General features: G+C 70.9%; 9 protein-coding genes. All 9 read left to right on the forward strand.

What is annotated here, in order from left to right:
- Positions 1 to 909 (forward strand): LCP family protein (locus tag IE249_RS15610; RefSeq protein WP_229858547.1); only part of this gene is annotated, 909 nt, incomplete at its 5' end.
- 161 nt (positions 910 to 1070) lie between these two features.
- A complete protein-coding gene (rpmE, locus tag IE249_RS15615) occupies positions 1071 to 1295 on the forward strand; it encodes a 50S ribosomal protein L31 (protein ID WP_014675000.1) in 225 nt (74 codons plus the stop codon).
- Positions 1296 to 1412: 117 nt separating this feature from the next.
- A complete protein-coding gene (gene prfA / locus IE249_RS15620; protein WP_189705416.1) occupies positions 1413 to 2480 on the forward strand; it encodes a peptide chain release factor 1 in 1068 nt (355 codons plus the stop codon).
- A 121-nt stretch (positions 2481 to 2601) separates the two neighbouring features.
- Positions 2602 to 3441: a peptide chain release factor N(5)-glutamine methyltransferase gene (prmC, locus tag IE249_RS15625; RefSeq protein ID WP_189705417.1), complete on the forward strand. Its 840-nt coding sequence runs from the start codon at positions 2602 to 2604 to the stop codon at positions 3439 to 3441.
- A 64-nt stretch (positions 3442 to 3505) separates the two neighbouring features.
- Complete coding sequence (locus IE249_RS15630) at positions 3506 to 4153, forward strand: L-threonylcarbamoyladenylate synthase (RefSeq protein WP_189705418.1); 648 nt, start codon at positions 3506 to 3508, stop codon at positions 4151 to 4153.
- Positions 4150 to 4827 (forward strand): arsenate reductase/protein-tyrosine-phosphatase family protein, encoded by a 678-nt coding sequence (locus IE249_RS15635; protein WP_189705419.1) that lies wholly within the window; start codon positions 4150 to 4152, stop codon positions 4825 to 4827. Before IE249_RS15630 ends, IE249_RS15635 begins: the two co-directional genes overlap by 4 nt.
- Positions 4828 to 4929: 102 nt before the next feature.
- On the forward strand, positions 4930 to 6168 hold the full coding sequence (gene glyA / locus IE249_RS15640) for a serine hydroxymethyltransferase (protein ID WP_189705420.1): 1239 nt from the start codon (positions 4930 to 4932) through the stop codon (positions 6166 to 6168).
- Between the two features lie 150 nt (positions 6169 to 6318).
- The gene (locus tag IE249_RS15645) at positions 6319 to 7638 is read left to right on the forward strand and encodes an MraY family glycosyltransferase (RefSeq protein ID WP_189705421.1); all 1320 of its coding nucleotides are present in this window, start codon (positions 6319 to 6321) and stop codon (positions 7636 to 7638) included.
- Positions 7639 to 7927: 289 nt separating this feature from the next.
- Entirely contained in the window at positions 7928 to 8365 is a 438-nt protein-coding gene (locus tag IE249_RS15650) for a Cg1360 family ATP-synthase-associated protein (RefSeq protein WP_189705422.1), read from the forward strand.
- Positions 8366 to 8563: the final 198 nt, after the last annotated feature.

Below are 8563 nucleotides of genomic sequence, written 5' to 3' on the forward strand. Positions count from 1 at the left end.
CGGCCCGGCAAGGCCGACAACGGCTCCGAGAACATCCTCGTCCTCGGCTCGGACTCCCGCTCCGGCACCAACAAGAAGCTCGGCGGCGGCACCGACGACGGCAGCGCCCGCTCCGACACCGCGATGATCGTGCACGTGTACGAGGGCCACAAGAAGGCCACCGTCATCTCGATGCCGCGCGACACCCTGGTCGACCGCCCCGAGTGCACCGACGCCAAGGGCGCCACGCACCCCGCCGTCCACGGCGCGATGTTCAACGAGTCGTACTCCACCGGCGGCGCCGCCTGCACGGTCAAGACCGTCGAGTCACTCACCGGCCTGCGCATGGACCACTACCTCGAGGTCGACTTCAACGGCTTCGAGAAGCTCATCGACGAGCTCGGGGGCGTCCAGGTCACCACCACCAAGGCCATACACGACCCGGACAGCCACCTGAACCTCGCGGCCGGCCCGCACACGCTGAGCGGCCAGCAGGCCCTCGGCCTGGTCCGCACCCGCCACGGCGTCGGTGACGGCTCCGACCTCGGCCGCATCCAGCTCCAGCAGGCCTTCGTGAAGGCGCTGGTCGAGCAGGTCAAGCACATCGGCCTGTTCACCAGCCCCAAGAGGCTCTACGACCTCGCCGACACCGCGACCAAGGCCGTCACCGCCGACTCCGACCTCGGCTCGGTGAACTCCCTGATGTCCTTCGCCGACGGCCTCAAGGGCATCAGCTCCTCGCACATGACCATGGTCACGATGCCGGTCAGGTACGACCCGGCCAACCCCAACCGCGTCGTCGTCGTGAAGTCCAAGGCGCAGCTGGTCTGGGACGCCCTGAGGAAGGACCGCCCCGTCCCGAAGGCGGCCACGGAGGGCACGGCCACCGGCGAGGCGAAGGGCGTGGTGAGCGCCCCCGGCGCCTCCTAGGAAGCGCGCGGAACCTCGCCGGGGGCCCCGGGGAATACCCGGCCCCCGCCCCCGGTTTTGGGGGATGGCGCCAGTCCTGGCAGACTGGTACGTCGGCCCCGGTTCACGCCCCCGCACCCCGCGGCGGCGACCCGGCGCCCTCCCGAAACCTAGGAGACACCTTGAAGCGCGACATCCACCCCGCGTACGTCGAGACGCAGGTCAGCTGCACCTGCGGCGCGTCGTTCACCACCCGCAGCACCATCGAGTCCGGCACCATCCGGGCCGAGGTCTGCTCCGAGTGCCACCCGTTCTACACGGGCAAGCAGAAGATCCTCGACACCGGTGGCCGTGTGGCCCGCTTCGAGGCCCGCTTCGGCAAGGCTGCCGCCGGCTCCAAGAAGTAGCGAGCCCCTCTTCGCCGGTCCACGGTCGTGTCCCCACCCGGGGGCGGGCCGGGACCGGCGTTTTTGGTCGTTCGCCTTCCCCTTCCCAAGCAGTACCGGCAGTACAGGAGCCGCAAGATGTTCGAGGCCGTCGAGGAACTCGTCGCCGAGCACGCCGATCTGGAGAAGAAGCTCGCCGACCCGTCGGTCCACGCCGACCAGGCCAACGCGCGCAAGCTCAACAAGCGCTACGCCGAGCTCACCCCGATCGTCGCCACGTACCGCTCCTGGAAGCAGACCGGCGACGACATGGAGACCGCGCGCGAACTGGCCGCCGACGACCCCGACTTCGCCGCCGAGGTCAAGGAGCTGGACAAGCAGCGCGAGGAACTGACCGAGAAGCTGCGCCTCCTGCTCATCCCGCGCGACCCCAGCGACGACAAGGACGTCATCCTCGAGATCAAGGCCGGCGCCGGCGGCGACGAGTCGGCGCTCTTCGCGGGCGACCTGCTGCGCATGTACCTGCGCTACGCCGAGCGCGTCGGCTGGAAGACCGAGATCATCGACGCCACCGAGTCCGAGCTCGGCGGCTACAAGGACGTCCAGGTCGCGGTGAAGACCCGCGGGCAGACCGAGCCCGGCCAGGGCGTGTGGGCGCGGCTGAAGTACGAGGGCGGGGTGCACCGCGTGCAGCGCGTGCCCGCCACCGAGTCGCAGGGCCGTATCCACACCTCCGCGGCCGGCGTGCTGGTCACGCCCGAGGCGGAGGAGGTCGACGTGGAGATCAACCCCAACGATCTGCGCATCGACGTCTACCGCTCGTCCGGGCCCGGCGGCCAGTCCGTGAACACCACCGACTCCGCGGTGCGCATCACGCACCTGCCCACCGGGGTCGTCGCCTCCTGCCAGAACGAGAAGAGCCAGCTGCAGAACAAGGAGCAGGCGATGCGTATCCTGCGCTCCAGGCTGCTCGCCATGGCGCAGGAGGAGGCGGAGAGGGAGGCCGCGGACGCCCGCCGCAGCCAGGTCCGCACCGTCGACCGTTCCGAGAAGATCCGCACCTACAACTTCCCGGAGAACCGCATCTCCGACCACCGCGTCGGCTTCAAGGCGTACAACCTGGACCAGGTCCTGGACGGCGACCTCGACGCCGTCATCCAGGCCTGCGTCGACGCCGACTCGGCGGCCAAGCTCGCGGCCGCCTAGGGCGCCTGCGGCGGCCGCCCGCCGCCCACGGCACCGAAGACCCGTACCACGCATCACAGCCCAGCCCCGGAGGACCAGCGTGCAGCAAGATTTTGGGAGGCGCCCGCCAGGCCCCCGCAGCGTGCTGCTCGCCGAGGTGGCCCAGGCCACCCAGCGGCTCGCCGACGCGGGCGTGCCCTCGCCGCGCACCGACGCCGAGGAGCTCGCCGCGTTCGTGCACGGCGTCAAGCGGGGGGAGCTGCACTCGGTCAAGGACGCCGACTTCGACGCCCGGTACTGGGAGGTCATCGCCCGCCGCGAGCAGCGCGAGCCGCTCCAGCACATCACCGGCCGCGCTTACTTCCGCTATCTGGAGCTCCAGGTCGGCCCCGGCGTCTTCGTGCCGCGGCCCGAGACCGAGTCCGTGGTCGGCTGGGCCATAGACGCGGTGCGGGCCATGGACGTGGTCGAGCCGTGCATCGTCGACCTGTGCACCGGCTCCGGCGCCATCGCGCTCGCCCTCGCCCAGGAGGTGCCCCGCTCGCGCGTGCACGCCGTGGAGCTGAGCGAGGAGGCGCTGACCTGGACCCGCAAGAACGTGGAGGGATCCAGGGTCGACCTGCGCCAGGGGGACGCGCTGACCGCGTTCCGCGACCTCGACGGACAGGTCGACCTCGTGATCTCCAACCCGCCGTACATCCCGCTCACCGAATGGGAGTACGTGGCGCCCGAGGCCCGCGACTACGATCCCGAACTCGCCCTGTTCTCCGGCGAGGACGGCCTCGACCTGATCCGCGGCCTGGAGCGCACCGCGCACCGGCTGCTGCGCCCCGGCGGGGTCGTCGTCGTCGAGCACGCCGACACCCAGGGCGGACAGGTGCCGTGGATCTTCACCGAGGAGCGCGGCTGGGCGGACGCGGCGGACCACCCCGACCTGAACAACCGGCCGCGGTTCGCCACCGCCCGCAAGGCGTTGCCGTGACCCGCACCCAGCCCCGCACCAGGACTTCAAGCCAGCAGTACGTGTACGAGGAGGCCCGCTGACAATGGCACGGCGATACGACACCAACGACGCGACCGACCGTGTGACGGGTCTGCGCGAGGCCGCGTCCGCCGTCCGCCGGGGCGAACTCGTGGTGCTTCCGACCGACACCGTGTACGGCATCGGCGCCGACGCGTTCTCCGGGGAGGCCGTGGCCGACCTGCTGGCCGCCAAGGGCCGGGGCCGCAACATGCCCACGCCCGTGCTCATCGGCTCCCCGAACACGCTGCACGGCCTGGTCACCGACTTCTCCGAGCTGGCCTGGGAGCTCGTCGACGCCTTCTGGCCGGGCGCGCTGACGCTGATCGCCCGGCACCAGCCGTCCCTGCAGTGGGACCTCGGGGACACCCGGGGCACGGTCGCCGTGCGCATGCCGCTGCACCCGGTCGCCATCGAACTGCTCACCGAGGTCGGCCCGATGGCCGTCTCCTCGGCCAACAGCACCGGCCACCCGGCGCCGGAGACCTGCGACGCCGCCCAGGAGATGCTCGGCGACTCCGTCTCCGTCTACCTCGACGGCGGCCCCACCCCCGGCAACGTCCCGTCCTCCATCGTGGACGTCACCGGCCGCGTGCCCGTCCTGCTGCGCGAGGGCGCCCTGTCGCCCGAGGAGCTGCGCAAGGTCGTACCCGACCTCGAGGTGGCGAATTGACGGCCCCTGACGCGGGGCGTGGCATAGGCGAGGGGGGCGACCGGGCGATCCCGGTCCAGCCGGGCCCGCCCGGCGAGACCTTCCGCATCCTCCACGTCAGCACCGGAAACGTGTGCCGCTCGCCCATCACCGAGCGGCTGACCCGGCACTTCCTGACGGACCGGCTCGGCGACGCCCGGGGCGGCGGCCTGATCGTGGAGAGCGCCGGCACCTGGGGCCACGAGGGCGCGCCGATGGAGGCCAACGCCGAGGCCGTCCTCGCCGACTTCGGCGCGGACGCCTCCGGCTTCACCGGCCGCGAACTCCTCGACGAGCACGTCATCATGGCCGACCTCGTGCTGACCGCCACCCGCGACCACCGCGCCCAGGTGATCTCCATGGGCCACTCCGCGGGCCTGCGCACCTTCACGCTCAAGGAGTTCACCCGCCTGGTGAAGGCGATCGACCCGGCGACGCTGCCTCCCCTGGAGGACGGCGTGGTCGAACGCGCCCGCGCACTGGTGCGCGCCGCCGCCGCTCTACGCGGGTGGCTCCTGGCGCCCACCGCGGAGGCCGACGAGGTCCACGACCCCTACGGCGCCCCGCTGCCGTTCTTCCGCTCCATCGGCGAGGAGATACACCAGGCGCTGGACCCGGTGGTGACCGCCCTCACGGGAGTGCGGGCGCGCGCCTGAACGGCCGGGGGAGGACTGACCGTGACGGCGTAACAGCCGCGCGGGCGGCCGGGGGCGGGCCTACATTGGACGTACGTCACCGTCGACCGTCCGGAGACCACCATGTCGGTCATCCCTGCTCTAGAGGGCGATGTCCTGCGGCGGCAGGACCGTGAAGTGGCCGATCTGCTGCTGGGCGAGCTGGACCGGCAGGCGACGACACTGCAGCTGATCGCGGCGGAGAACTTCACCTCGCCCGCGGTGCTCGCCGCGCTCGGCTCGCCCCTGGCCAACAAGTACGCCGAGGGCTACCCGAGCGCCCGCCACCACGGCGGCTGCGAGATCGTCGACGCGGCCGAACGCCTCGCCGTGGAGCGCGCCAAGGCCCTCTTCGGCGCCGAGCACGCCAACGTGCAGCCGCACTCCGGCTCGTCGGCCGTGCTGGCCGCCTACGCCGCCCTGCTGCGCCCCGGCGACACCGTCCTCGCCCTCGGCCTGCCCTACGGCGGCCACCTCACCCACGGCTCGCCGGCGAACTTCTCCGGGCGCTGGTTCGACTTCGTCGGCTACGGCGTCGACGCCGAGAGCGGGCTCATCGACCACGAGCAGGTGCGCACCCTGGCCCGCACCCACCGCCCCAAGGCCGTCGTGTGCGGCTCGATCGCCTACCCGCGCCACATGGACTACGCCTTCTTCCGCGCGGTCGCCGACGAGGTGGGCGCCTATCTGATCGCCGACGCCGCCCACCCCATCGGCCTGGTCGCCGGGGGAGCGGCGCCGAGCCCGGTGCCGTACGCCGACGTGGTGTGCGCCACCACGCACAAGGTGCTGCGCGGTCCGCGAGGCGGGATGGTGCTGTGCGGCGCCGAGCTCGCCGAGCGGGTGGACCGGGCGGTGTTCCCGTTCACCCAGGGCGGCGCCCAGATGCACACCATCGCCGCCAAGGCCGTCGCCTTCGGCGAGGCGGCCACCCCGGCGTTCGGCGCCTACGCCCACCAGGTCGTCGCCAACGCGCGCGTGCTGGCCGCCCGGCTGGGCGCCGAGGGGCTGACCGTCGTCACGGGCGGCACGGACACCCACATGATCACCGTGGACCCTGCGCCGCTCGGCGTGGAGGGCCGCACCGCGCGCGGCCGGCTCGCCGCCGCCGGGATCGTCCTGGACTGCTGTGCGCTTCCGCACACCGAGGACCGGGGACTGCGCCTGGGCACCGCGGCGGTGACCACGCAGGGCATGGGCCAGGGCGAGATGGAATCGATCGCCGTGCTGTTCGGAAAGGTGCTGCGCGGCGAGGTGGACGGGGCGCGGGCCCGCGAGGACGTGCGCGAGCTCACGGGGAGATTCCCGCCGTATCCGGGGTGAAGCGGGGTAGGCGCAGGGGCATGACGCGGCCGGGCACAGCCGTGCACAGGCACACGTGCAACCATCGTCGCTACCCGGAAGTCCCCATACATATGCCTGCGTCGCTAGTGTGTGGGGCTGAGATGGCCAGCGAGACATGTGGGGAAGCCCGTGCGTGAATACCTGCTGACGCTCTGCATCACGGCCGCGGTGACGTACCTGCTGACAGGGCCGGTACGGAAGTTCGCGATCGTGGCAGGGGCGATGCCGGAGATCCGGGCACGTGACGTGCACCGGGAACCCACTCCGCGCCTCGGCGGGATCGCGATGTTCTTCGGCATGTGCGCGGGCCTGCTCGCCGCGGACCACCTCACCAACCTCAACGAGGTGTTCGAGAAGTCCAACGAGCCGCGCGCGCTGCTGTCCGGGGCCGCCTTGATCTGGCTGATCGGCGTCCTGGACGACAAGTTCGAGATCGACGCGCTGATCAAGCTGGGCGGCCAGATGATCGCCGCCGGTGTGATGGTCATGCAGGGTCTGACGATCCTGTGGCTGCCCGTCCCGGGCGTCGGCACGGTCGCGCTGACCCAGTGGCAGGGCACCCTGCTCACCGTCGCCCTGGTCGTCATCACCATCAACGCGGTCAACTTCGTCGACGGCCTCGACGGCCTGGCCGCCGGCATGGTGTGCATCGCGGCCGCCGCGTTCTTCATGTACACGTACCGGATCTGGTACTCGTACGGCATCGAGGCCGCCGCCCCGGCCACGCTCTTCGCGGCCGTCCTGATGGGCATGTGCCTGGGCTTCCTGCCGCACAACATGCATCCCGCGCGGATCTTCATGGGCGACTCGGGCTCCATGCTGATCGGCCTGGTGCTGGCCGCGGGCGCGATCTCGGTGACCGGACAGGTCGACCCGGACGTGATGAAGCTGTTCTCCGGGTCCGAGCGCAACACCGTGCACCAGATGGTGCCGGTCTACATCCCGCTGCTGATGCCGCTGACGATCATCGCCATCCCGGCCGCCGACTTCGTCTTCGCGGTGGTGCGGCGCACCTGGCGTGGCCAGTCCCCGTTCGCCGCCGACCGCGGCCACCTGCACCACCGGCTGCTGCAGATCGGCCACTCGCACAGCCGGGCCGTGCTGATCATGTACTTCTGGGCGGCCCTGATCGGCTTCGGGGCGCTCGCCTACTCGGTCAACTCCGCCTCGATGTGGATCGTGCTGGGCATCGTCTTCCTGAGCTTCATCGGCCTGGTGCTGCTCCTGCTGCCGCGCTTCACCCCGCGCGCCCCGCGCTGGGCCCAGCACCTGGTCCCGCCGCGCTACCGGCGCCGCCGGGCGGCCACGGCCCCGGCCGCCTCCACGCCGGCGCCCTCGACTCCGGCCGCGCAGGCGCCTTCCGCGCGTGAGGCGCACGACACCTGCGGGGTCGCGGCGGGAGTGGCCGGAGTCAACGGAGCGACCGCCGTGGGCCCACGCTCAAGGTAAGAATCTGACTAAGGCGTTGCCAACTCGTGGGGGAGCAAAGACCCCCATACCAGACAACTCGGCCCGGTTTTTGCACAGACGGGCGGAGTCACTCTCATGTGTGACAGTGAGCACACCAAGCAGGTAAAGACCTCATCAAATAGTTTGTGATACGGTTCACGAGAACCCCGGATAGAGCCGAAGGACCCAAAAGTAAAGGGTCCCAGGTGCTGAGTTTCCTCTCCGATGTCCGGGACTACGCTCGTCCATGACGACACCCCTGCCCCCCTGCGAAAGCGGAGTTGCCGCCATGCCGTCCAATGACGCCCGGAACCTGGTGCCGATCGCCGTCCCCACGGCGGCCGTCGGCGTGGTCGCGGTCGCCGTCAGCGGTGCGGTGGCCGGCGGCAAGGGCGCGCTCGGAGCGGCGGTTGGCGCGCTGCTGGCCATCGCCTTCATGGGACTCGGCCTGTACGTGCTGCAGTGGACCGCGAGGACCCTCCCGCAGCTGTTCCAGGCCATGGGCCTCATGCTCTACGTCGCCCAACTCCTGCTGCTCATGATCTTCTTGGCCGTCTTCAAGGGCACCTCCCTCTTCAACGCGAAGGCGTTCGCGTTCTCGCTCGTCATCGCGACCGTCGTGTGGATGGCCGCCCAGGCGCGTGCGCACATGAAGGCCAAGATCTTCTACGTCGAACCGGACTCGGAGAAGAGTGAGAAGTCGGAGAAGACGGGGTCCTCGTCGTGAGGGGTAGGGCCGGGATAAAGACGGCAGAGTTCTCCTGCTATCGTCCGGTGCCAACTGCGGCATCGCGGGCGCGGGCATCTGAGCTGACGCCTGCTCGAACGCGAGGCTCGATGCCCCCCAGCCGCCTCCACATCCGTAACACCAGTCCGGTGCCGACCCGCGGCTGCGCGCCGCGCCGACACAACGAGGTTGCCGTAC

It is taken from the genome of Streptomyces anandii JCM 4720 (genome assembly GCF_014650655.1).
GTDB lineage: Bacteria > Actinomycetota > Actinomycetes > Streptomycetales > Streptomycetaceae > Streptomyces > Streptomyces anandii.